The organism is Arcicella sp. GW821-FHT09D11 (genome assembly GCF_059416265.1).
Window position 1 is genome coordinate 241,297 of sequence record NZ_JBWKOV010000003.1, and the last position, 25,879, is coordinate 267,175.

16 protein-coding genes are annotated in these 25,879 nt (G+C 35.5%); 9 read left to right on the forward strand and 7 right to left on the reverse strand.

The window, feature by feature from the left end:
• Positions 1–2 precede the first annotated feature (2 nt).
• On the reverse strand, positions 3–863 hold the full coding sequence (hisG, locus tag AC07N0_RS11215) for an ATP phosphoribosyltransferase (protein ID WP_492799824.1): 861 nt from the start codon (positions 861–863) through the stop codon (positions 3–5).
• 178 nt (positions 864–1,041) lie between these two features.
• On the opposite strand from hisG, the gene AC07N0_RS11220 reads away from it, so the two are divergent.
• The 4 genes from AC07N0_RS11220 (at position 1,042) to AC07N0_RS11235 (ending at position 7,437) form a co-directional block, all read left to right on the forward strand.
• Positions 1,042–2,925, forward strand: a complete 1,884-nt coding sequence (locus AC07N0_RS11220; protein ID WP_494589240.1) for a CocE/NonD family hydrolase — start codon at positions 1,042–1,044, stop codon at positions 2,923–2,925.
• A gap of 629 nt (positions 2,926–3,554) precedes the next feature.
• Positions 3,555–4,028 carry an Lrp/AsnC ligand binding domain-containing protein gene (locus tag AC07N0_RS11225; protein ID WP_184133370.1) on the forward strand — a complete coding sequence of 158 codons (474 nt, stop codon included), beginning with the start codon at positions 3,555–3,557 and terminating at the stop codon, positions 4,026–4,028.
• A 115-nt stretch (positions 4,029–4,143) separates the two neighbouring features.
• A complete protein-coding gene (sufB, locus tag AC07N0_RS11230; protein WP_494589241.1) occupies positions 4,144–5,592 on the forward strand; it encodes a Fe-S cluster assembly protein SufB in 1,449 nt (482 codons plus the stop codon).
• Positions 5,593–5,832: 240 nt separating this feature from the next.
• Entirely contained in the window at positions 5,833–7,437 is a 1,605-nt protein-coding gene (locus tag AC07N0_RS11235; RefSeq protein ID WP_494589242.1) for a family 43 glycosylhydrolase, read from the forward strand.
• Positions 7,438–7,749: 312 nt separating this feature from the next.
• On the opposite strand, the gene AC07N0_RS11240 is transcribed toward AC07N0_RS11235, so the two are convergent.
• The gene (locus tag AC07N0_RS11240; RefSeq protein ID WP_494589243.1) at positions 7,750–8,928 is read right to left on the reverse strand and encodes a redoxin domain-containing protein; all 1,179 of its coding nucleotides are present in this window, start codon (positions 8,926–8,928) and stop codon (positions 7,750–7,752) included.
• Between the two features lie 393 nt (positions 8,929–9,321).
• Positions 9,322–12,603 (reverse strand): UvrD-helicase domain-containing protein, encoded by a 3,282-nt coding sequence (locus AC07N0_RS11245; protein ID WP_494589244.1) that lies wholly within the window; start codon positions 12,601–12,603, stop codon positions 9,322–9,324.
• Positions 12,604–12,817: 214 nt separating this feature from the next.
• On the opposite strand from AC07N0_RS11245, the gene AC07N0_RS11250 reads away from it, so the two are divergent.
• A complete protein-coding gene (locus AC07N0_RS11250; protein WP_494589245.1) occupies positions 12,818–14,050 on the forward strand; it encodes a DUF819 family protein in 1,233 nt (410 codons plus the stop codon).
• Between the two features lie 116 nt (positions 14,051–14,166).
• On the opposite strand, the gene AC07N0_RS11255 is transcribed toward AC07N0_RS11250, so the two are convergent.
• The gene (locus tag AC07N0_RS11255; protein ID WP_492799831.1) at positions 14,167–14,751 is read right to left on the reverse strand and encodes a Crp/Fnr family transcriptional regulator; all 585 of its coding nucleotides are present in this window, start codon (positions 14,749–14,751) and stop codon (positions 14,167–14,169) included.
• Positions 14,752–14,953: 202 nt separating this feature from the next.
• Between AC07N0_RS11255 and lepA the strand changes: the two genes are divergently transcribed.
• Positions 14,954–16,741 (forward strand): translation elongation factor 4, encoded by a 1,788-nt coding sequence (lepA, locus tag AC07N0_RS11260; RefSeq protein ID WP_494589246.1) that lies wholly within the window; start codon positions 14,954–14,956, stop codon positions 16,739–16,741.
• A 190-nt stretch (positions 16,742–16,931) separates the two neighbouring features.
• Here lepA and dacB read toward each other — a convergent pair whose 3' ends face one another.
• On the reverse strand, positions 16,932–18,413 hold the full coding sequence (gene dacB / locus AC07N0_RS11265) for a D-alanyl-D-alanine carboxypeptidase/D-alanyl-D-alanine endopeptidase (RefSeq protein WP_494589247.1): 1,482 nt from the start codon (positions 18,411–18,413) through the stop codon (positions 16,932–16,934).
• A gap of 479 nt (positions 18,414–18,892) precedes the next feature.
• Here dacB and AC07N0_RS11270 point away from each other — a divergent pair, with 479 nt between their 5' ends.
• Entirely contained in the window at positions 18,893–19,279 is a 387-nt protein-coding gene (locus tag AC07N0_RS11270; RefSeq protein ID WP_492799833.1) for a DUF805 domain-containing protein, read from the forward strand.
• A 108-nt stretch (positions 19,280–19,387) separates the two neighbouring features.
• The gene (locus AC07N0_RS11275) at positions 19,388–19,777 is read left to right on the forward strand and encodes a DUF805 domain-containing protein (RefSeq protein ID WP_494589248.1); all 390 of its coding nucleotides are present in this window, start codon (positions 19,388–19,390) and stop codon (positions 19,775–19,777) included.
• A gap of 251 nt (positions 19,778–20,028) precedes the next feature.
• Here AC07N0_RS11275 and yidC read toward each other — a convergent pair whose 3' ends face one another.
• Together yidC and pyrG are read right to left on the reverse strand one after the other, a co-directional pair.
• On the reverse strand, positions 20,029–21,882 hold the full coding sequence (gene yidC, locus AC07N0_RS11280; RefSeq protein ID WP_494589249.1) for a membrane protein insertase YidC: 1,854 nt from the start codon (positions 21,880–21,882) through the stop codon (positions 20,029–20,031).
• Positions 21,883–22,098: 216 nt separating this feature from the next.
• A complete protein-coding gene (pyrG, locus tag AC07N0_RS11285) occupies positions 22,099–23,751 on the reverse strand; it encodes a CTP synthase (protein ID WP_494589250.1) in 1,653 nt (550 codons plus the stop codon).
• Between the two features lie 427 nt (positions 23,752–24,178).
• Between pyrG and pgi the strand changes: the two genes are divergently transcribed.
• A complete protein-coding gene (gene pgi, locus AC07N0_RS11290) occupies positions 24,179–25,825 on the forward strand; it encodes a glucose-6-phosphate isomerase (RefSeq protein ID WP_494589251.1) in 1,647 nt (548 codons plus the stop codon).
• The last annotated feature ends 54 nt before the right edge of the window (positions 25,826–25,879 follow it).

Genomic DNA, 25,879 nt, shown 5'->3' on the forward strand with positions numbered 1-25,879 from the left:
AACTAATAAATCATTTTTTCAATCGGCATTACTAAAATACCTTCTGCACCTGCTTCACGGAGTTTTTCGATATTTTGCCAAAAGTCATTTTCGTTAATTACTGAACTCATCGCCGACCAACCTGCTTGTGCCAATGGAATAATAGATGGCGACTGCATACCTGGTAATAATTTACTGATGGCTTCGATGTTCTCGTTTTTGGTATTCAACACAACATACTTGTTATTTTTTGCTCTTTGAACAGCGTCAATTCTAAATAATATCTGATTCAGGATGTCTTGTTTTTCTGCTGAAAGTGTTGGGCAACCAATCATGATGGCTTCTGAGCGGAATATTACTTCTACTTCTTTCAACCCATTGCTCAACAATGTACCTCCCGATGAAACAATATCACAAACTGCATGTGCTAAACCAATGCTTGGAGCAATTTCTACTGACCCTGATATTTCATGTATATGCGAAGTAACACCATGTTCTTTAAGATAACTTCCTAAAATAATTGGATACGACGTTGCAATATCTTTGCCTTCTAAATCATCAATGCCTTTGTATTCATCTCCTCTTGGAATGGCAATTGATAAACGGCATTTAGAAAAACCTAATAGTTTTACTTCCGAAACATTTTTATTGCTTTCTACATGAACGTTTTGTCCAACAATACCGATATCAGCTACGCCATCTTCTACATAGCCGGGAATATCGTCATCACGAAGAAACAAAAATTCTGCTGGGAAGTTTGAAGAAGTTGCTTTTAACTTTCCTGCTCCATTATCAAACTTGATTCCGCATTCTTTGAAAAGATTGAGGGAATCCTCACTTAAGCGTCCAGATTTCTGAACGGCAATTCTTAAATTTTGAGTCACTTGTCAGTTATTTATAGTCCACAATGCTAACTTTTCCTAAAAATTATTAATACTGATTGTTTTTGATTTAGGTAAATTGTTAACGGACTGCAAAATTACGGAATCCAGTTTAGCTTTTGACGGCTTTTCTGTAAATTGTCAATAAATCATTCATATTTCTTACTCAACAAGTCTAATAATGAAAAAACTTATCTTGTGGCTATTGCTAATTCCTGTTTTTAGCTACGCTCAAAAATCAGATTCGCCATATCCCTTTACCATTGCTCAAGACAGTGCCTATATTCGTGAAAATTATCAAAAAATGGAATTTATGGTTCAAATGCGTGATGGAATCAAACTTTTTACCCAAGTTTATGCCCCAAAAGACCAAAGTAAAAAGTACCCAATTTTGATGCAGAGAACCCCCTATACTTGTTCCCCTTACGGTACTGATAAATACAAAAAAAGAATTGGCCCTAATCCATTCATGTTAAGAAGTAATTACATCGTTGTTTATCAAGACGTAAGAGGACGCTGGGCTTCGGAAGGCAAATTCGTAGAAATGACGCCACAAGTTGATATAAAGAAAGGTAAAACCGACATCGACGAGTCGTCAGACACGTATGATACAATCGAATGGCTTATCAAAAATATCAGTAATAATAATGGCAAAGTAGGACAATGGGGTATTTCTTATCCAGGCTTTTTTACTTCTGCTGGGGCTATTTCAGAACATCCAGCCCTCAAAGCGTCTTCTCCGCAAGCTCCTATGGCTGACCTTTGGCGTGATGATGCTTTCCACAACGGAGCATTTATGATAGCGGCCAATTTTGGTTTTTATAATTTCTTTCAAGAACAAACCAAACCTACTACAACTCGCCCACCAGTATATTTTGAGACGAACAATCCTGATGGATATGATTTTTATTTGAATGAGGTAAAAACGACCAAAAACTCAGAGGATGGTTTCTATAAAGGACGCAATGTATATTATCATGATAACTTTGACCATCCCGACTATGACGAGCATTGGAAGAAAAGAAATATTTTACCTCATCTAAAAGGCATCAAACACGCAGTAATGGTTGTGGGTGGCTGGTATGACGAACAAGATTTATACGGTACCTTCAATACCTATAAGGCTATTGAAAAGCAAAACCCTACTATCAAAAATATTTTTGTAGTAGGTCCTTGGGTACATGGCGGTTGGGCTGGTTCATCTGGACAAACACTTGCTGATGTAGATTTTGGTTCAAAGGTATCACCTTATTACCAAGAAAACATTGAGGCTAAGTTTTTTCATCATTATTTGATTGATGATTCTAAACCGCTTGATTTGCCAGAGGCTACTCTTTTTGAAACGGGTACTAACAAATGGCGTTCGTTTGATACCTATCCTGCTAAAGGGACACAAGAGAAACTGTTGTATTTCCACCCTAATGGCAAATTATCATTTACTGCTCCAACTGTAGAAAAATCATCATCGACTTATCTTTCAGACCCCAATCATCCTGTACCTTTTTCGGCGAACATAAATGATGGTTTTTCTGCTGATTATATGGTGGAAGACCAACGTTTTGCCTATGCTCGACCAGACGTGCTATCATTTTCAACCAATGTCCTTGAAAAAGACATTACACTTTCTGGACAAATTGAGGCGATGCTTAAAGTATCTACTACGGGGACTGATGCCGACTGGGTCGTAAAAGTAATTGATGTGTATCCAACAGACACACCAGAAAATCCGAAAAAACCAAATATAGTATATGGAAACTACCAACAATTAGTGCGTTCTGAAATTATTAGAGGGAAATATCGTGATAATATTTCTAAACCGAAGCCTTTTGTACCCAATCAAGTAACCAATGTGAAGGTAGAGTTGCAGGACGTATTACATACTTTTAAAAAGGGACATAAAATAATGGTGCAAATCCAAAGCTCATGTTTTCCTTGGTCTGATAGAAACCCTCAGAAGTTCATGGATATTTTTAAAGCTGTACCGAGCGACTACCAGAATGCTACCCAAAAAGTATATCATCAGAAAGCGGCAGCTAGTTATTTAAAGGTGGGAGTATTGGAGTAAATAAAAAAGTTCTTTAAGTGTAAATACTTACCTAAAAAATCCGTAGTATTGAGAAATGCTATGGATTTTTTTATTGGAATGGTTTAAAAACAAAAAAAGCAGACTTACAAAGACTGCTTTTTTGAATTACACTTCATCAACAAACTAAAAACCAAATAAAACTACTTGATATCTTGTAGTCAATCTGATAATTTGAGAATAAAGGTAACAATAAAATTGTGCTTTGACAAAAATTTATCCTCAAAATATATCAAATAATTGGCTGTAGGAGAAGGATTCGAACCTCCACGGTGTGATTAGGTAAAGTACAAAGTCTGGTGGTCAACCCCAGTCCATCTTGCGATGGGCATTACACTTACTTTATTTCATGTTCACCACCCCCGAGACAGGAGGGTACGTCTGCCAAATTTCATCACCCTACAGTGTGGTTGTCATTGTGTTTCTTTCAACTTGACAATGCAAAGTTATGTACCTTTTTAATGTTTTACAAATTTTACATAAAAAAAACTTAAAATTTACATTCTATTCAATTATTGTAGTGATTTATTTAAAATTTGTTAATAATTTCTTTTTGAAAGTGTTGTTTTTTATGAAATTTTAAATTTTATTTGAGTTTAAATACTTAAGCTATGGAAAAGAATGTCGAAATCGACGAAACTGATTTAAAAATATTAGGTCTTTTGATGCAAGACGCCACCATGCCTTATACAGAAATTGGCAAAAAAATCAATGTTTCTGGTGGAACCGTCCATGTAAGGATGGGGAAAATGGAACAGGCTGGTATCGTAAAGGGCTCACAATTGGTGATTGACCATACCAAATTAGGGTGGGACATTGCCGCTTTTCTGGGTATTTATTTAGATAAGAGTTCGTTATATGCAGAAGTAGCCGAACAATTGATTAAAATACCAGAGGTAGTAAGTATAAACTACACAACGGGTATTTATTCTATTTTTGCAAAAATTGTTTGTAGAGATACTGTACACCTCAGAGAGGTATTGCATGATAAAATCCAAAAAGTACAGGGTATACAACGAACAGAGACCTTTATTTCTTTAGAGGAAAGCATCAATCGTTCAGTCCCTTTTAGCTACAAAGGATAGGTATTAAGCATAAATAATCAAAGATTTATAAAAGCCTTTTTAGGAAAATTCTGAAGAGGCGAACTTTTCTTCGATTTTTTGGCTTATTTTTGTAGGATAATTACTACCTACAGCAATGGCAAAAGAAGAAATTGATATATTAGAGGAGGTAACCTCCTCCGAATACAAGTATGGTTTTGAAAGTCACTTCGAAACGGACGAAGTGCCAGCAGGTTTGAGCGAAGACGTAATCAGATTGATTTCAGTAAAGAAAAATGAACCAGAATGGATGCTTAATTTGAGGCTAAGTGCTTATCGTACTTGGTTAACAATGGAAGAACCGAAATGGTCTAACGTGCATTATACTCCTGTTGACTATCAGTCAATTAAATATTATTCAGCTCCAAAGCAAGCTAAAGTATTGGAATCTTTAGATGATATTGATCCAGAATTGCGTGCTACTTTTGAAAAATTAGGAATTTCATTAAACGAACAAAAGCGTTTATCGAATGTTGCAGTAGATGCCGTAATCGACTCGGTTTCAGTAGCTACTACTTTTAAAGCCGATTTAGCGAAAAGAGGCATCATTTTCTGCTCGATGTCGGAAGCGATTCAAGAACATCCTGAACTAATCAAAAAATACTTAGGCTCAGTAGTGCCAGTAAAAGATAATTTCTTTTCTGCCTTAAATGCTGCTGTATTTACGGATGGTTCATTCTGTTATATTCCTAAAGGTGTTCGTTGCCCAATGGAGCTTTCTACGTATTTCCGTATTAATGCTGCTGGGACTGGTCAGTTCGAACGTACTTTAATTGTGGCAGATGCAGGGTCGTATGTTAGTTACCTAGAAGGTTGTACTGCACCACAACGTGACGAAAATCAATTACACGCAGCGGTAGTTGAAATTTTTGCCCATGAAAATGCAGAAGTAAAATACTCTACGGTACAAAACTGGTATCCTGGTGATAAAGAAGGTAAAGGAGGGATTTATAACTTTGTAACCAAACGCGGTATTTGCGATGGTGCAAATTCTAAGATTTCTTGGACACAAGTAGAAACAGGTTCGGCTATTACATGGAAATATCCTTCTGTTATTTTGAAAGGGGATAATTCTATTGGGGAGTTTTATTCAGTAGCAGTTACCAATAATATGCAACAAGCAGATACTGGTACAAAAATGATTCACATTGGTAAAAATACCAAATCAAGAATTGTATCAAAAGGTATTTCGGCTGGTAAATCTCATAACTCGTATCGTGGATTAGTAGAAGTAATGAAACGTGCAGATAATGCTCGTAACTTCTCTCAGTGTGACTCCCTATTGATGGGCGACCGTTGTGGAGCGCATACTTTCCCATATATTGAAGTTAAGAACAAAACTGCTACCGTAGAACACGAAGCGACTACTTCTAAAATTGGTGAAGACCAATTGTTCTATTGTAATCAACGTGGTATTTCTACTGAAGCTGCCGTAGCCTTAATTGTAAACGGTTATGCGAAAGAAGTATTAAACCAATTGCCAATGGAATTTGCGGTAGAAGCTCAAAAGCTTTTAGCTGTATCTTTAGAAGGTTCAGTTGGATAGTCTGTTGAAAAAACTAAGAATGTTTATATAACATCGATAATACTAAAGCTACTGCATCAGCAGTGGCTTTTTTTTATGCCTTTACTGCTTTAATATTGCTTGGTAAAATACTCGTACAATAACGGGTAACTACAGGAGTTGCTCCTACAAGTAATTTCTTATATTGGCATGAGTATTAAAATTCAACATTTTAATACCCGAAAGATTACACGAAAACAATAAGAAATTACCTAATTAAACATGAAAAAAAGATATAATTATTCTCTTACAGTTATGCTGTATTTGCTGTTCTCATTTATGGGGTATATAGCTAATACACAGTCACTTAATATCAAAAATGATGTATTTTGGAATACCAAAGACGGACAACCTATCAACAGTCAAGGAGGAGGTATTTTTAAGTTTACAGACCCCCTCACCAAAGAAAAAAAATATTACTGGTATGGTGTTCATTACAAAGAAGCTGATACTTATCGTAACAATCCATCTGTTACACTCCCTTCTGCTACGTTTGAATCTGTAACCTGTTATAGTTCTACAGACTTGGTCAATTGGACTTTTGAGAGTGATGTGCTAACCCGAGATGAATTAAAAAAGAAAGATGGTGAACGTAGAACATGGGTTGGTCGTTTAGGGGTAGCTTATATTCAAGAGTTACATCAATATGCAATGTTTGTTCAGCATGGCAGTGAGGTATTGATTACTGTTTGTGATACGCCAACGGGACAATTTACTTGGCATCAACAAATAAATATGAAGGAGATGATTGGCACATCAAACACGGGTGACCAAACAGTATTTACGGATGAAGACACTGGAAAATCGTATCTTATTTATTCTTATGGCAAGGGCAGAAACAAGATATATGTTTCTGAAATTGGCATTAAGGAGGGAATGGTTAACTTATTGGATTGTAAGGAAGTCTTTCAGGGAGAAAACCGTGAAGGGAATTGTATGTTTAAGTATAAAGGGAAGTATTACCTCAATGCTTCTAATATATATGGTTGGGATGCCTCATTGGCTTACTACCTAGTAGCTGATGACATCAGAGGGCCTTATGAGACTAAAAAAGGGATGTTGGTAATGAATGGGTCTTCCGATGATTATGCACATGTTACACAAACAGGTTTTTTCTATACCATCAAAGGTACTAAACAAGAAACTGTAGTTTACTGTGGTGATAGATGGGCCAATTTCGCAGGCAATGGTTTGGGGTATAACCAATGGTTTCCGATTTCATTTGATGGAAGTGTACCTCATTTTAATTCGCTTAGTTCGTGGAATCTAAATGCTACGACAGGTGAATGGAATGTGGCTACTGACAACAACTATGCAAAAAATGGTAGTTTTGAAGCAGACCGGAAAACTATTCCATCGCTCGTCAAACCAGTACAATTGCAATTAACAGGTTGGAGTACTTCAGATATAGCAGGTAATAAAATTAGCCTTGACACTACTAGCTCACCAATTTTGAACCATAATAATAGCGAAAACGAAAGGAAAGTTGTTATTGGAGAGAAAAGCCTTGCTATCAGTGATAAGATAAATTTCAAGCGAAAGGTATATCAGGTAATAACCTCTTCTCCTTTTGTAAAATTAGAAAAAGGTAGTTATACCTTAATTGCCAAGATAAAGAATAGTAGTAGCTTTGATAAACTTGAAATGTATGCTACTAGCAATGACAAAACTTTTAAGGTTACGTTTAAAGAAGAAAATACAAGCTGGAAAACGATTAAGATTGAAAACATAGTCATCAAAAATGGGAAGATAGAAATTGGCTTTGAAGCAGAAGGTGCTGCCAATGCTTTTTGTTATGTTGATGATGTATTGTTATTGAAGAACTAACAAACTTTTATTTCTTTAAAAACGATACAATCCAGAATAAAACATAGCTCATCTAAAATAGAGAAGTTTAACAAAATAGCCTCATAGAGGCGATATATTAGTAGCCTAATTGATAAAAGCAGTCCCTTCGAAGCCCCATCGGGGCGAAATATTTCGCCCCGATGGGGCTTCGAAGGGGTCTTAGCAAGCTGATCTTCCTACCGATATAGTGTTCCTAACGGAACTATAATTAGTATATATAAATCAAAAGAAGCAGTCAAAAACTAATTTTTGACTGCTTCTTTATGAATTCAAGTTCGGGATAATTTATGTTTATTTGCCTTTTGGCTTTTCATCTTTTGTAGCATTTTCTTTACTAAAGATGGTTGCTAATTTTTTGCTTAATGCTTCCCCTCTTAGGTTTTTAGCAATGATTTTACCATTAGGGTCTAATAATAAGTTTTGTGGAATAGCCTGAATACCATATAGTTTAGCTACTTCATTGTTCCAAAATTGTAAGTCAGAAACCTGAGTCCAAGTTAATTTATCATCATGGATAGCCTTCAACCATTTTTCTTTCGCATTTGGTTGGTCTAAAGAAACCCCGATAATATGGAAACCTTGGTCTTTGAACTCATTAAATACTTTTACCACATTTGGATTTTCTCTTCTACACGGTCCACACCAGCTAGCCCAAAAGTCGATTAAAAGGTATTTACCTCTTAGTGAAGATAATTTTACAGGTACACCCAATGTATCATTCTGCGTAAAATCTAAAGCTTCTCTTCCGATACCTGTAAGTTTAGCTGTCGTAATTTTTTCTTTAAATTCAACCCCAGCTGGTGACGCCTTTAAAGTAGCAGGCAATAAATTAAAAAGAGGTTCTACTTTTTCTACAATGATTTCATATCCTGCAAAAGTCTTTAATGAATAAAGTGCTACTGGCGAATTTGGATTTTTCTTAATATAGCTACCATATACGTTTTCTCTCTGTATTTCATCCAATGAATCAATAGAAGCTTCTACCCTATCCATCGCCGCTTTTTCTTTATTTTTTGAATACTCTGAGTATTTTTTATAAAGTGCCTCTAGCTTACTTTCATAAGGTTTTGAAGCAAGATTCAATTTTTCAAACTCGATATGCGATTTTGAACCTTTCACGCTAACATTTGAAAACGAATCTACACTTGCTACAGTAATAATGCCCGGCTCCAGGAAAATAGCTGCTGTATTTCTTTGAGCAAATTTAGCTTTTTTGTTCGCTGTATTTTTTGCGGTGAATTGTACCCTAGTAGGGTCTGTCAGAGACAATTTGAAAGAATATGCCCCTTTAGCAACCAAAGAACTATCTGTTACTCTTTTGCCATTCGCGGCATACGTAGCATATACGATATCGATCGTATCTTTAACATTTTTAATCGTACCTTTTACTTGAATAGTAGGTTTTGCAGGGCTTTGTGCATTTGTTAATAAAGGTAATGCACATAAAACTGTGAAAAATAGTTTTTTCATGAAGAGGAATTTTAGTTTAAATTATTGATGAACGTATAACGCCATTAAGAAATTATATTGAACAAATATAATACGTATAATGTATTTACACTAGAGATTTAGTAGTTAAATCATTTTTTACCACTTATATCCTTCATTCTTAGGCAGGGACTTAAGTCCTACTGATTACCCACATCTTTTAAAAAGTTGAAATGGAAATGTTATTATTGATCAAATTAGCTTAAATGTACATAAATAGTCTTTAAAACCAAGCGTTGAAGCTCTTATCTCTAGCGAGAGACTTAAGTCCCTCGCTAGAGATAAATATCTGATTATTAATGATTTAAAAACTTATGGTTAATCAGTAGGACTTAAGTTCCTACTTAGCGATAAAACATGGTGAACTGAACCTTTTTAAAAGACCTCCACTACTTGTTCGTCCTTCGCTTTTTCTTCCAAATACACCAATATTCCTTCTACATTGACATGCCCCATCGCTCGGTAAATATTCATGTATTGTCGTACTTGGGTTTTATGAGATTCAGATTTTGAGCCTGTTTTATAATCCAAAATCACGATTTTATCTTTTAGTCTTACTACTCTATCAGGACGAAGAGGCTTGCCTTTGGGCATCAAAATCTCCCTTTCATTCTTGATAGACTCTTCGGCTACCTCAAAAAGTGGCTTGATATTGGGCAAACCCATGATATTTTCCAAGGTTCGCTTTAGTCCTTCTATCTCGGAAGCAATTATCAATCCCTCTCTAAGAATTTCTTGTAGGGCATAATCAGTATCATGATACGTTTTTATTTTGGCAAAGGCAGCATGCACTTTATTGCCATAATCTTTACTTTTCTCAAAGGTTTCTAAGTCAAAAAGGCGTTCAGCACTTTGCCGTAGTCTCACTTTATTGCTCCGTTCAAAACTGGTGATTGCACTGATTTCAATCAACTCTTCCTTTTTCTCTTTCGTAGCTTTTATCGGCTTATGTGTTCCTTGATAAACAACCTCAAAATGATTCTCTCCTTCTTCAATAAATGGACAGTTGACAAATTGATATAGCTGATTTCCGACTGTTTTGCCAAAATCTTTCACATTTTTCTTTACAATCAAATAAAGTCTATCAGTAGGGCGTGTCAATCCTACATACAGCATATTCAAGCTTTCTAAAAAGGTCTTTTCTTTTTCGGCTTTGTATTGACCAACTACAAAAGTTTGTTCTAATGCTTTGGATATTCTGAGCGGGGCATTCTTTAAAGTTTTTTCTATAGAACCACTAACAACAATCAATTCATTTTCCTCTGGTAAATCTGCCCAAATCTGTGTTCTCAAGTTAGTATCAGTACTCCAATTGCAATAAGGAATGATTACGACTGGAAATTCTAATCCTTTAGATTTGTGAATACTCATTACAGTCACAGCCGCTTGTCCTTCTGGTGTAGAAATAGAAAGCGTTTCCTTTTTTATTTCCCAAAACTGTAAAAAATCGGTAAGGTGAGTACTCTTTTTAGTCTGAAACTCCAGAATAACATCCAAGAACCTAAAGAGGAAATCTAAGGCTTTATGATGTTCAAAAAGGAAGAAAGTATTAATGATTTTCTCCGCAATTTCATACAAAGCCATTTGTTGTAAAGCAAAAGACTCTAATGAATATCCTTGTGTTTCAATCAATTGATAAAACAAAGCAATATCTCCTGATTCGATAGACTGTTTAATAATCTGATTATCATCAGTATCAGGAATTTTGTTCAACACTACCCGATAGAACAAATAAATTGCCTCGTATTTAGATAAAGTATTATCAGGATTTTGAATTACTTTCATCAAAGAAACGACTAAATTAACCGCCTCTGAAGCATTTAGATTAAGAGAATCTGAAGATATTACATCTATATTGGCATCTTTCAAGGCATTGGCGATAATTCTACCATGCTTATTTTTCCTACATAATACAGCAATGTCTGCGTAGTTATATCCTGCCCCTAGTGCCTCCTCAATCAATGCCATAATACGCTCGAACATCAATTCATCTTCATTTTCTCCTTGCATAAAATCAATCTCTACATGCCCGCCCATTTTGGGATTTGCCGGCACTTGCTGTGCAAAGAATTCATCATAGACCATCGGTAAGGATGGTGCAATGCTTTCATTTTCGGGAGATGCCTTAATGAAGTTAAATAAGTCGTTATTAAACGTAATTACTTCCTGAGTACTTCTATAATTGGTACTTAGGTTTTCGGGTTTAAGGTATGGACGGATACTAGCGTACCTTTCCACCAAAAAATCGTTGTCTTCATTTCCTATTATCAATCTTTCCAGATTGTCTTTATGCAAATGCACAATCAATTCCATTTCTCCTCCTCTAAAACGATAGATAGACTGCTTGGCATCGCCTACGGCTAAGTTGAAATGTCCATTGGCCAAAGAGTTTTCAACCAAAGGCAAGAAATTATGCCATTGTAGTGTAGAAGTATCTTGAAATTCATCAATCAGGATGTGGTTATATTTTTCGCCCAATCGCTCATAAACAAACGGTATGGGTTCTTTCATCACAATTTCAAAGATTTTCCTATTAAACTCTGAAATGTGAATTTGCCCACTTTCGCTTTGAATCGAGGCAATCTCTTTTTTTAGCTGACTGAGTAAAGCTAGTTTTTTAGTCTGTTTAAGAATCTCTTTAAAAAGAACATATTTTGCTCTTTCAGTTTCTTGAATTGTAAAAACGCTACTTAGGTAAATTCCTAACTCATCGGCAATTCCATCAATAATAACTTTAATACCAGTTTTTTGAGATTTTGAATACCAAAGGTTTTCGTCAATTGCTTTTTTGACATAAGAGTTAGCCGTAGTAAAAACGTCGCTTTCCAATTTCTTAAAAAAAATCCCTACACCCGACCTGCTCTGATAAAAATCCATTACATCTATACCTGCTGATGCAATACTTTCTAAAGCTATCTGAGCAATGGTTTTAATCTTAGTTTCAAGGTGTTCACAGAAAGCTTTTAGCTGTTCTTCTATCAGTAAAAAATCCTCCGCTTCTAAATCTGCTATTTTGTCGATAGCATCTTGGTGTTGGTCAGACAAAAGGTTTTTGCCAAAAATAGACAATTCATCCGCCAAGCCATTCCAAGATTTGCCTTCATCTGCTTTTTCCATGGCAAAGCTTCGGATAGACAACGTAATCTGCTCGAAATGTTCGGTATTTACTTTTTGTAATAATTGCTCCACAGCCGCATCAAGCAATACTTCAGAATCGAGGCTTACTTCGAAGTTGAAGGGAAAATCCAATTCTTCTGTAAAAGCTGATACTATTTTTTGAACAAAGGAATCTATGGTAGAAACAGAAAAATTAGCATATTCATGGATGATATGCTTGAAAGTCTTTGAAGCCCTGAGTCGTAATTCATCCTCATCAATATCTATTCCTTCTTGTTGTAATTCATCTAAAATTTGGTTAAAAATTCCATTTGAATCTTCTTGATCTTGTGGGTCGTCGCTCGAAAATTGATGAAGATATTTTAAGATTCTCTCTTTCATCTCACCCGCAGCTTTATTGGTAAAAGTAACAGCCAGAATATGATTGAAATAAAAAGGAGAAGTAGTTCTAAGAGCTAATTTGATGTACTCCTTTGCCAAAGTATAGGTTTTTCCCGAACCAGCAGAAGAGGAATATATTTTAAATTTAGGGCTTTGCATGAGATGTTTTATGAATTCGGCTTTCGGTCTTCAGCTGTCAGATTCTGGCTATTTTTCAGATTTTATATATCCCAAAACCATTATCATTGATTACTTAATTTAAAATATATTATCTTAAAGTCATTATTCCTAAAGTCCTTTATCCTAAAATCCTGATATAATCTTGCAAATTACGAAAAGAACTTAAATTTGTTGAATATTATCTCCCCTCATCATGCAACAAACATTTATTACAAACGATGCCATAATCTTCGGATTATTATTGGGTATCATTTATTTTACCTTTTATACCTCATCCCTCGAAAATCGTTTTTGGAAACGTTTCTATACATTCTTTCCCAGTATTTTGGTTTGTTATTTTGTCCCGGGCTTACTAAATGCCTTTAATATTGTTGATGGTGAACACTCTAAGTTATACGATGTAGCCTCAAAATATTTACTCCCAGCCTGTTTGTTGTATTTCACTATTAGTATTGATTTTGATGCCTTGAAACAATTGGGTGGAAAAGCTATTATTGTTTTTTTAGCAGGAGCTTTAGGTGTAATGATTGGCGGTCCAGCCTCGCTTTGGATAGTAAAAATGATTAGTCCCGAAACAGTAGCAGGTGAAACGTGGAGAGGCTTAGCCACGATAGCAGGAAGTTGGATTGGTGGAAGTGCTAACCAAACGGCATTGAGAGAAGTATTTAACCCACCTGCCGAAATATTCTCTCAGGCTATTGCCATTGATGTACTTACAGCCGAGCTTTGGTTAGCGTTATTGCTATATGGTGTGGGACACGCCACTAAAATAGACAAATGGTTTCGTGCAGATACACGTGCTGTAGATGATGTAAGAATAAAAATTGAAAAGAGAGCCAAAGAAAACGCCAAAAATCCGACGGTACAAGATATACTGTTAATACTATTTATCGGCTTTGGAGCTACCGCACTGGCTCATGCTTGTGCGGATATAATAGTCCCTTTTATAGAAAACAATTATCCTAATCTTAAAAAATTCAGCCTTACTTCGTCTTCATTTTGGGTTATTTCTTTAGTGACAATCTTTGGTTTAATACTCTCGCAAACTAAAGCAAGGCAAATTGAGGATGTAGGAGCCTCTAAATTTGGGTCGATATTCTTATTTATTTTAATAGCTACTATTGGCATGAAAATGAACATCTTTGCAGCCTTAGAAAAACCACAGCTTTTTCTAGTAGGCATTATCTGGATGTTGTTGCATGCTAGCTTCACGTTGATTGCTGCTTACATTACCAAAGCACCTTACTTTTTTACAGCTGTTGGCTCACAAGCTAATGTTGGTGGGGCAGCTTCTGCTTCGGTAGTGGCAGCAGCTTTTCACCCTTCTTTGGCATCAGTAGGTGTCTTACTCGCTATTCTAGGGTATGCGCTAGGTACTTATTGTGGTTATTTAACGGGATTAATGATGCAGTGGGTGGTTTCTTAGTTGTGAGTTTTGAGTGAGGAGTTTTTAAATATTGAGTAATGAGCAATCTTTCCCCTAAAATACTATAGTCAACACTCAACTCAAGACTCATAACTCACCATTCTCAACTCCAAACGCTACAGCACTTTTTTTAGCCTACTCAACGACTGTGGGGTAATGTTGAGATAAGAGGCAATAATATGTTGAGGAATCTTCTTTTCAACGGCTGGGAATTCAATAAGTAGTTTTTTATAGCGCAATGTGGCGTCATCGAGCATAAAAGAACGTACTCTATTTCTTTCATCACAAAAATATATTTGGTTGATAATTCTACCTGCACGCTCCCAACCATGGAATTTTTCAAAAAGCCATGTTAGCCGTTCATAAGTAATATATAATAATTTACAATCTTCTAGGGCGTCTAGATAGTCTGTCGAAGGTTGTTGTAATGCAAAACTTACTTGCTCTGTAAAGATAGTTCCATCAAAGGCGAAATTGAAGGTTCTATTGTGTTCACCAGCAACTTTAGTATAAGCCCTGAGCGTTCCCTGCAAAATGAAATATATTTCATTACAAACATCTCCTTCTTTAAGCAGGATGTCTCCTTTCTTGCAAGTTTTGTATTGTACTTTACTCAAAAATGATTTTACTTCCCTTTCAGAGAGTACCACAAACTTATTGAGGTATTCCACGAGAGGGAAAATTTCAGGAGTAATTTTCATGGCGGTTTAAGTTTTAATGACTTTTTTGATTTATTTAGATAAAAAATACTTAAACAAGTTTTATTCTTATCTCTTTTCTAATTAGTTATTATCTTTTTCAAAGTTAAGGACGTAATTTTGTAAAATGTATAAGCAAAACCTGTATTACGGCGAGTAAGTTATACAGCATCATGAAATAAATCAATACCGTAAAATAAATAACGTGAAAAACATTCGTAACTTTTGTATTATTGCCCATATAGATCACGGAAAGAGTACACTCGCTGATAGATTAATTGAATTTACAAATACTGTACAAAAACGGGATATGCAAGCTCAATTACTGGATGACATGGACTTGGAGCGTGAGCGTGGTATCACAATCAAATCGCATGCGATACAAATGAATTTTCCTTATAAAGGAGAAGAATATGTATTTAATTTGATTGATACACCTGGTCATGTGGATTTTTCTTATGAAGTTTCACGATCAATTGCTGCTTGTGAGGGTGCTTTGCTTATTGTGGATGCTGCCCAAGGAATTGAAGCTCAGACTATCTCGAATCTTTTCTTGGCATTAGGGCATGACTTAGAGATTATTCCTGTATTAAATAAAATTGACTTACCAGGGGCAATGCCTGAGGAGGTAAAAGACCAAATTGTAGATTTATTAGGCTGTGACCGCGATTCAATCATCCATGCTTCTGGTAAAGAAGGTATTGGTATCGAAGATATTTTGGTTGCTGTAGTCGAAAGAATCCCTGCTCCAAAAGGTGACCCTTCCGCTGAACTCCAAGCGTTAATCTTCGACTCTGAATTTAACTCATACCGTGGTATTGAAGTAATGTTTAGAGTATTCAATGGTGAAATCAAAAAAGGTGATAAGGTAAAATTCATTGCTACAGGGAAAGAATATTTTGCAGATGAAATTGGTACACTTCGTTTAGAAAAAGAGCCAAGACTATCTATCAAGGCTGGAGACGTAGGATATTTGATTTCTGGTATCAAAGAAGCCAAAGAAGTAAAAGTAGGTGATACGATTACGCACCGTGACCGTCCTTGTAAAGAATCTATTCATGGTTTTGAAGAAGTAAAACCAATGGTTTTTGCAGGTATTTATCCTGTTGAGACTACTGAATTTGAAGATTTGCGTGATGCAATGGGCAAACTTCAATTGAACGATGCTTCCTTAGTATGGGAACCAGAAACATCAATGGCCTTAGGTTTTGGTTTCCGTTGTGGTTTCTTAGGAATGCTACACATGGAGATTGTCCAAGAACGTTTAGAGCGTGAATTTAACATGACTGTAATTACCACTGTTCCTTCGGTGAAATTCAATGTTAAATTAACAAATGGAGAAGAACTATGGGTATCAGCGCCATCTGAACTACCTGAACCAAACTTGATTGACCACGTAGAAGAACCAATCATCAAAGCACAAATCATTACTAAATCTGATTATGTAGGTGGTATCATGAAATTGTGTTTGGATAAACGAGGTGTTCTTTCTAACCAAATTTACCTTACTTCCGACCGTGTAGAATTGCAATTCGACTTACCACTTTCAGAAGTTGTATTCGATTTCTTCGATAAATTAAAGACTATTTCGCGTGGCTATGCTTCTTTGGATTATGAATACAAAGGCTATCAAGAAGGCGAAATGGTGAAATTAGACGTAATGTTAAATGGTGAAAAAGTAGATGCTCTTTCTGCCATCGTACACCGCGACAAAGCTTATGAATGGGGAAAACGTCTATGTGAAAAATTGCGTGAATTGTTACCAAGACAACAATTTGATATTGCTATTCAAGCGGCTATCGGACAAAAAATCATTGCTCGTGAAACGGTGAAGGCATTGAGAAAAGACGTAACTGCCAAATGTTATGGTGGTGATATTTCTCGTAAAAGAAAATTATTAGAGAAACAGAAAAAAGGTAAAAAACGTATGCGTCAAGTAGGAAACGTAGAAATTCCACAAGAAGCATTTATGGCTGTTTTGAAATTAGATTAATCTTATTGATTAACTATTTCCGTTATCCACTAATTGTTATCAGTAATAAGCTGACAATTAATGGATAACGGATTCTTTATTTTAGTCCCACTTAATATAATACCTAATTAGTAACTTTACTGTCCTACACCATTCCTAACTCACTAACTCACTAAATCACTAAATCACAACTAATTTTCACAACTAATTTTCACAACTCCACCATCATCATCATTAACTTTTCTAACTCTTTTGTCGCTGACCCATAATCTGAATTATATTTATTCAGCATTAACGAAAAGCACATTAATTCGCCATTTTTCGCCGTAAAATATCCAGCATAAGCTCTTACGCCTTCAATTGAACCACTCTTTGCCCTTACATTGCCAACAGCTTTTGATTTTTTCCCTAAATGAGCCACCGTTCCTGATTCGCCGACCACAGGAATAGACTCATAAAATGATTTAAATGATTTTTCAGTGTACATCGCTTTCAAAATATCTGTCATGTTGGCAGGTGTAAGACTATTCGTAGGTGATAGACCGCTCCCATCTTTTACATTAAAGCCCGATAAATTAAGTCCCCTGTTTTGCCAAATTTGTTTCAATCCTTTTACGGCATCTTTCGTAGTGTTACCGAATGAATAAGATACCGAAAAGGTTTTCAAAAAAGCCTCCGCATATAAATTAATACTTTGGTAGTTACACGCTTTTGCTAGTTCTTTAAGGGCTGGTGACGAATAGCTGGCAATATTCATCGTTTGAAATGACTTCTGAAAAGTAATTCTCTTTTTACTTACTTCCATGGATGATAGCGGACTTTCATACACCTTGATGCCTAATTCCTCCAATTTTTTCTGTAAGAAATATGCTGCAAACAAGGGCGGGTCAGGAATAGAGCCTTTTACTGAAAAGGTATCTCCTGCTGGTACATAGCCTTGCATCACTAAAATATCTTGATAAGGCGTACTGTATATATTTACTTGATCTCCCGTATGAGGCTTATCTGTTTGTACCCTATTGATTTTCTGATAATATGGTAGGTCTGGATTGGTTTTAACCAACGGAGCCTCTGCTAGATAAGTACTTGGTTTGAAAGTAGCATAAAATAAGTTTTCATTGATATTTAATCCATAAGCCCCAGCACCATAATAATTACCTATATCTCCCCAAATCCACGTATCGGGCAATACATTTTCTTCAAATACCCCCCCGTCAGCAAATACCCTTCCTCTAATTTCCTTAATTCCTAAAGCCTTGATTTTTTGTGCCCATGTCTCAAACAAAACCTTATAGTCCATTTGTTTGTCTATTCGTCCACTTCCGAAAGAAGGGTCACCACCACCTTTGATGATAATATTACCAACTAATATAGAATCTGTAATTTGTCCGCTATAATCCAGCTTAGTAGTATAGGTATAATCTTCCCCTAAGGTTGATAATGCGGTAGCAGACGTAATTAGTTTTAATGTGGAGGCTGGAGCAAGACTTTTCTGGGAATTATATTCTACTAAAACTTTATTATTTGTTACTGATTTGATGCATACTCCTACCATCCCATTAGCCATAAACGGCGTAGTAGCTAACCCATTAACATATTGTTGAAATCGTTCTTGAGAAGGAGTATTTTCAAGCGAATCAGGTTTATTTGATAAAGTCAGGATATGCAAAATACTTAACAAAAATAGCTTCATAGAGTATTGTAAGGATTATTGATGAATGTTGATACCTAACAAAGATAAAGAAAATGAGCTAATAAGCTAATAATTTGTATCCTGAGTAGCGTGATTAAAACGTGATAGCATTTACGCTTATTATTAGCCTATAATAAGCGTAAAAATAATTTTGTTATTGAATAAGATTTTCGCTATGTTTATAATATAAAATAACATAGTAGCAATATGTTATTCATTTTCTAACACTTATAAATTACAAAGCAATGTATTTACTCATTAAACAGACAAGAATAGTCTAAATCTATCGCAAGTAAACTCCTATTTCACTTGCCTGTTTCCCTCAATTTATACCTCCTTTCGTAGGTAAAATTTTAGCGCTTATTTTATATACGCATCATTAACTTTTTTATTTTACAGACGCTGAATGCAAGCACCCAATATAAAAACAGGGTGTACTAAAAAACATAACGAGTAATAAATCAAATACAAAAAACGATATGCACTACTACTTAAAAGCTTTACAAAGCTATGCTACTTTCAACGGCAGAGCTAGGAGAAGCGAATATTGGAATTTTATATTTGTCAACTTAATTTTTTCATTTATAGCTATCATAGCAGACCATATTTTTCGGATTGCGATGCCCTTAATTGGTTATGGTCCTATTACATTTTTGTATTCATTAGCTGTATTTTGTCCCGCTTTAGGAGTATTGGTTAGAAGACTTCACGATGTCGGAAAAAGTGGATGGTTTGGCTTAATCATATTTATACCATTGGTAGGGTTAGTGTGGTTGTTTGTACTGTTAGTATCAGAAGGCAACGCTGGCGAAAATGAATATGGTACAAACCCTAAAGAAGAAGTAGAACAGTATAAAGATTTATAATACATTACAAAATTTTACTATAACCCATGGAGCCCAGAGACCATCATAAAACGGGGCGGAATCGAAAAGCCAAACGAGTAGAAAAAACACAAAATCTATACTATTCAAATGAATTATTATTTACAAGTTTTACAAAACTATGCTACATTTAGCGGCAGAGCCAGAAGAAGTGAATACTGGTATTTCATGTTATTTAACACCCTTTTTTGTTTTATAGCTGCTATTATATGCATGGCAATTTACGGTTTTATAGGCGGCATTTTTGTTTTTTATATAGTGTCTTTGCTTTATCAGCTAATTATATTTATACCTAGTATTGCTGTTATTGTTAGGCGATTACACGATATTGGAAAAAGTGGTTGGTATTTTTTGGTTTCGCTCATACCAGTTGCAGGGGCAATATGGTTACTAGTACTTTTAGTAACTGAAGGAGAACCTTATGATAATGAATATGGAGCTAACCCTAAGGCGGTAACAACTGATGAATTGATGTATTAATGTTGAGATTAGTTCTATTAATTACCTAAAAGAGTAAAGCATTTTTAATGATATGTTATAAATGCTATTTTGATAAAATTACCCAAACCTAAGCAACTAATAATTTCAAAATGCTACAACATTGGTGTTGTAGCATTTTATTTTTATACGTCTTTATTTCCTCCACAAAAATGTGATTCCTATAAATAAAAAAGGCTTATAAAATTGTTTAACGACAATTTTATAAGCCTTTTTACTATACTAAAATATTACTATTTCTTCTTTTTCTTAGGGTCAGTTTGTTGAGTTTTTTGTGTTTCCTCAACAGCCTTCATTTGCTTAGAAATGTATTCTGAGAAACGAGATTTCTTCACACCGCCTGCAGCAATTTTCTTACGATTTTCTTCTAAAACTGCTTTGATTTTATCTTCATCTACAAACTTACGAATACCAATTTGTTGTCCGATAGTTACTAAGTTGGAAACAAAATAATAGAAGCTCATACCAGCAGGTAAAGAGTTCATTACGAACATGAATATCACTGGCGTAACATAAGCCATTTTCTTCATGTCAATCGGTTGTCCTGTTTGGTCTGGCGTATTTTGGTTGTTATAATAACCATAAGCAATACTTGAGAGCGTCATCAATAAGGTAAACAAACTGATGTGGTTACCATACAATGGAATACTGAACGGTAAAGTAGCGATAGAGTCGAAAGTAGAAAGGTCATTTGCCCATAAGAATGATTGCTGACGCAAGTTAATCAAGTTCGGGAACAACATAAATACCGCCATCAATACTGGCATCGTGGCTAAGACGGGAACACAACCACTCAGTGGGCTTACGCCTACTTCGCCATACAATTTCATTTGTGCTTGCTGTTGTGCTGCTGCATCATCACCTACTTTCTCTTTGATAGCATTCAATTCTGGCTGTAAAATTCTCATTTTAGCCATACTTACATACGACTTATAAGTAAGTGGTAATAACGCAAATTTGATAATTAATACTAACGCAATAATTAACAAACCATAATTACTGAATACTGTTTCTAACACATTAAAAAGCGGAACGAATACATAACGCGTAATTGGCAAGAAAATATCATAACTCAATTTTACATTTTTCCCAAAGCCTGGTGCTACGTTTTTGATGATATTATAATCGTTAGGACCAAAATACCATTGATAATTTCCTTTGCCTGATTTTAAGTCTGCCAAATCCAAATCCATGTTAGCTCTCAATGTCTTGATATTAACAGAATCAGTTTCGTTGGCAGTAGCTACAATCTGTGCTTTTTGAATCGGTGCATTTTTAGTAATAAAGCCCGATAAGAAGTATTTTTTCTTGAATGAAACCCATTTCAAAGGCTTATCTAACGATTCTTCTTTTGAACCCGTTGGTGTTTCTGCCAATTGATCAAAATCTTCATCTTCGTTCAATAGGTAATTGACAGTAGCTTTACGGTTTTCTGTTAAATCTTTTTCGGTTGGACGAACATTTTCAATCCAGTTTAATTTAGCCGATTCGTTTTTCAACAAACCATCCAAACCTTGTAGCTTCACATCTTGGTCTAACAAAAAGCCTTCTCCGCCTAGTGTATAAGTCTGTTCGATACTTTGTCCGTTGGCTAAGTTTAAAGTAAAGCTAACTTTTTGCGATTGTCCTTCTGCAACCACTCCACCTTTAGAAGCAGTAGTAAAGTACAATTTATTCAAATCAACATTTCCTTTTGTAGTTGGAAGGTCAAAAGTTACTTTATCAAAAGCCTCATCAAAAATCACAAGAGGTTCTTTTTTCTGGCTAGCAAATGAATTGTAAGTCTCGTAATTCTTTAATAATACTTGTTTTACCTTACCACCTAAAGTAGTAAACACTACTTTAATGTCTTTATTTTCTAAAACAAGTTCTTGTGCAGTACCTATGGCAGCCGATGCGAAATCGCCAGCGGCAGCTTTTAAAGCAACTGAATCCACCGTTGCAACTTTATGTACAGTGGCAGTTTGGGCTACTTTAGCTTTCTCAGGTGCTTTTTCAGGTTCAACCTTAGGGGCTAGGAAAAACTGGTATCCCAGCAACATCGCCATTATCAACAACAGCCCCGTTACTTGATTTTTGTCCATCATTATTTTAGTAAATTTGTCTTTTTTCGAGTTTTGTGCGGTTATACACTCATCGGTTATCTTTAATTGTTGTCGGTTTTATTCTCTAAGTATCTATTTTCCTAAAAAACCTGAACGAAATGTAAAAACTTTCTATCAAATAAAACCGCCAAAGCTTTTGACTTTAGCGGTGCAAAATTACGACTTATCTTTTATTAAATCATTTTAAATGATAAAAGGTTACTTAGAACTTGCTTTCATCAAAGGAATAGCATTTTTCAAAGCAGCTTTTACAAAGTGAACAAATAATGGAGCAGGGTTTGCTACATTCGATTTGTACTCTGGGTGAAACTGTACACCAATAAAGAATGGGTGGTCTTTTAATTCAACAATTTCTACTAAACCAGAATCTGGATTAATACCTGTTGGCACCATTCCTGCATTTTTAAAGCGTTCTAAATAGGCATTATTGAATTCATAACGGTGACGGTGGCGCTCCTGAATGTTCAATTTACCATATACATGGTGTGCTAAAGAGCCTTTTTCTAATTTACAAGAGTATGCACCCAAACGCATCGTTCCACCTTTGTTCGTAATAGATTTTTGTTCTTCCATCAAATCAATTACTGGGTATGGTGTTTCTTTGTTCATTTCAGATGAGTGAGCATCTTCTAAACCAACTACGTTTCTAGCATATTCAATTACAGCACATTGCATACCCAAACAAATACCAAAGAAAGGAATTTTGTTTTCACGAGCATATTTTACAGCGTTGATTTTACCTTCGATACCTCTTTCGCCAAAGCCTGGGGCTACTAAAATACCATCAAGGCTTTCTAGTTTCTTGCGATAATCGCCTTCTACTAAGTTTTCAGAAGAAATCCAAACTACATTTACTTTCGTTTCATTGACAGCACCTGCATGAATTAATCCTTCAGAAATAGATTTATAAGAGTCTTTCAGTTCAACATATTTACCAACCAAACCGATTGTAATTTGTTCTGTTGGGTTTTTAAGTTTGCCTAAGAAATTCTTCCATTGTTCTAAGTCAGCGTCTTTATCATTATAAATATCTAATTTATATAAAGCACGTTGATCTAGTTTCTCTTTACGCATCAACAAAGGCACATCATAAATCGTTTCTGCATCCATCGCTTCGATTACATCATTTGGCGAAACGTTACAGAAAAGAGCGATTTTACGACGCATTTCCTGTGGAATTGGGTGTTCTGTACGACAAACAATAATATCTGGCTGGATTCCATATTCAGACAAAGCACGTACTGAGTGTTGTGTTGGCTTAGTTTTCAATTCACCTGCAGCAGCGATATAAGGTACTAATGTTAGGTGAATGAAAAGCGTATTTTTCTCTCCTAAATCCCATTTTAACTGACGAGCAGCCTCGATAAAAGGTAGAGATTCGATATCACCCACACAACCTCCTAATTCAGTAATGACAATATCGTACTGCCCAGTAGCACCCAACAAAAGAATATTTTGTTTGATTTCGTCAGTGATATGCGGAACTACTTGAACAGTTTTTCCTAAATAATCACCACGACGTTCTTTTGTAATTACATTAAAATAAACTCTACCAGTGGTAATGTTATTTCCCTGTGAAGTAGGCACGCCCAAAAAACGCTCATAATGACCCAAATCAAGATCCGTTTCCGCTCCGTCGTTGGTTACATAACACTCACCATGCTCATAAGGGTTTAACGTTCCCGGATCAATATTGATATATGGATCCAATTTTTGGATAGTTACTGATAGCCCTCTAGCCTGTAATAATTTAGCTAATGATGAAGCAATAATTCCTTTTCCTAAAGATGAAGTTACACCGCCCGTAACGAAAATATATTTTGCGGTTTTAGGTTGCCCTTTACCTGACATTGTAATAAAATTGAAGTTTGAATTTTTCTAAGAGGATGTGTACAAAAATTGTACAGAGGAAGAATGGAGTTCCGCAACCCTTAGTTACGGGATACAAAGTTAGAGAATTTTCAGCGAAGTATTTCGTCTTTTTTTGAATAAAGACTTAACTCTTTTCTTAAACACCACAACAACGCATTGATTTACAGTAAATTACATTTACAAATATTTAAGAATTAAAATTAAAGCTTAACAAAATGGCAATTTGGATAATGTAATTCACAGATGAGGTGACCATTATCAATAAAGCACTGCCATTTGATTTTTATCCTAACATTAATTATCTTCTTAACAAAATCCTAAAGGCTTTATCTCTACTAATTCAGCAGTCTTTTGTACTTTTGTGAGTATAACCAGAAATTATTACTTAAAAATAACAAAAGCAATTATGTTAAAATCTGTTCCTTTCGACCAAACCCATGCTTTTTCTTTACTGACAAAGCACAAATCTGAAATTGATGCTACTTCTATAAAAGAACTCTTCGCAAATGATGCCGAACGATTTGATAAATTCTCAATTCGTTTTGAAGACATTCTTGTGGATTATTCTAAAAACATACTCAACGAAAAAACAAAAGCTATCTTAGTGGCTTTGGCCAATGAATGTGAATTGGACGATGCTATCGAAAGAATGTTTACTGGCGATACAATTAACCAAACTGAAAAGCGTGCTGTGTTGCACGTTGCCCTAAGAAACCGCTCTAATGCTCCTATTGGTGTAGATGGCAAGGAAATCATGCCTGATGTAAATGCTGTTTTAGAGAAAATGAAAGGTTTTTCTGTAAAAGTAATTTCTGGTGCTTGGAAAGGATATGCTGGCGAAGCCATCACTGACGTGGTGAATATTGGTATTGGAGGTTCTGATTTAGGCCCTGTAATGGTTACAGAAGCCTTGAAGCCTTATAAAAATCATTTGAATTTACACTTTGTTTCTAACGTAGATGGTACGCATATTGCCGAAGTGTTGAAAAAAGTAAATCCAGCTACTACCCTTTTCTTGATTGCGTCTAAGACATTTACTACGCAAGAAACCATGGCCAATGCTCATTCGGCTCGTAACTGGTTCTTGGCAAATGGTGGTTCGATTGAAGATGTTGCCAAACATTTTGTGGCAATTTCTACTAACGAAAAATCGGTTGTTGAATTTGGCATTGATGCTGATAATATGTTTGGTTTCTGGGATTGGGTTGGTGGACGTTACTCATTATGGTCGGCTATTGGCTTATCAATCGTTTTATCAATCGGATTTGAAAATTTTGTTGAATTACTAGAGGGTGCTCATGCCATGGACAAGCACTTCCGTACAGCAGATTTCAGCGAAAACATTCCAGTACTTTTAGCTTTATTAGGCATTTGGTATAATAATTTCTTTGGAGCAGATACCCAAGCAATCCTTCCTTATGACCAATACATGCACCGTTTTGCGGCTTATTTCCAACAGGGAGATATGGAATCGAATGGTAAATATGTAGGTCGTGATGGCAAAGAGGTTTCATATCAAACAGGCCCTATTATCTGGGGAGAACCAGGCACAAATGGTCAACATGCTTTTTATCAATTGATTCACCAAGGCACAAAATTAGTCCCTTGCGACTTTTTAGCACCAGCCGTTTCTCATAACCAAATTGGTAACCATCATACATTATTGTTATCAAACTTCTTTGCACAAACAGAAGCTTTGATGAATGGTAAAACATTAGATGAAGTAGTTGCTGAATTTAAAAAAGCAGGAAAATCTGACGAAGAAATTGCTGAATTAGCACCCTTTAAAGTATTCAAAGGAAATCGTCCTACGAACTCTATCTTATTCAAACAATTAACGCCACGTACATTAGGTAGTTTGGTAGCGATGTATGAGCATAAAATATTTGTACAAGGTATCATCTGGAATATCTACAGCTTTGACCAATGGGGTGTAGAATTAGGCAAGCAATTGGCTAATAAGATTTTACCTGAGCTTACGAGCGAAGAGACTATCACTTCACATGATTCTTCAACCAATGCATTGATTAATGCTTATAAGGCTTGGAGATAGTTTGAAAGAATAAAAAATCCCGTATGATATTAAGACAAATCACACGGGATTTTT